The 783-nt window shown below is 70.1% G+C and carries 1 protein-coding gene; it reads left to right on the top strand.

What is annotated here, in order from left to right; genetic code table 11:
* Positions 1 to 223: 223 nt before the first annotated feature.
* The coding region (locus AC1DWF_RS33690) for a GntR family transcriptional regulator (RefSeq protein ID WP_476842840.1) at positions 224 to 783 on the top strand (560 nt) is incomplete at its 3' end.

Raw genomic sequence — 783 nt, 5'->3', positions numbered from 1 at the left:
CATCGAGGATTTCGTAGACCGAGGCGAAGTCGTGCCGGCCCCGCTCGTGCAGGCGGCGGACCTTGTTGCGCTCGGTGACGGGATAGCGGTCGGCGACCTCGGACATGGCGGTAACCCTGTGATGGAATTGATGCCATAGCGTGACAGGTGCATTGGTCCGTCGCGAGGGCCAATTTATGCGATTTCCACTGGTCCATTCCACGATCGGTGCTAGGCTGGAGCCGTGGCCGACCTCTCCGACCTGCTGCTGCTCGCCATCGAGCGCACCAACGGCACGCCCCTGCTGCGCCAGGTCTATCTGGAGCTGCGACGGGCGATCCTGGGCGGCACCCTGCCGCCGGGCACGCGGCTGCCCGCGACGCGCGTGCTGGCGCAGCGGCTCGGCATCGCGCGCAACACCGTGGTCGCGGCCTATGAGCAGCTACTCGCGGAAGGCTTCATCGAGGGGCGCGTCGGCGCCGGCAGCTATGTCTCGCGCGACCTGCCGGAAGGGCTGGAGCGGCCTGCCGCCGCCAGGCTGCGCCCCACAAGGACCGAGCCCGCGCCCTTCAACCTCCCCAACATGGTCCAGCCGGGCGCGCAGCCCTTCAACACCGGCCGCACCTCCTGGGACGAGGCGACGGCGCGCATCTGGCGGCAGCTCACCTTGCGGCGCCTGCAATCGCCCGATCCGGACATGCTCGGCTATGGCGACCCACGCGGCTCGCTGGCCCTGCGCGAGGCGATCGCGAACTACCTCGGCGCCGCGCGGGCGGTGCGCTGCACGCCGGACCAGGTGATCGT

It is taken from the genome of Aminobacter sp. P4_D5 (assembly GCF_056401815.1).
The sequence above is the reverse complement of the archived record's forward strand: the minus strand, read 5'-3'. Positions and strand labels throughout refer to the sequence as shown.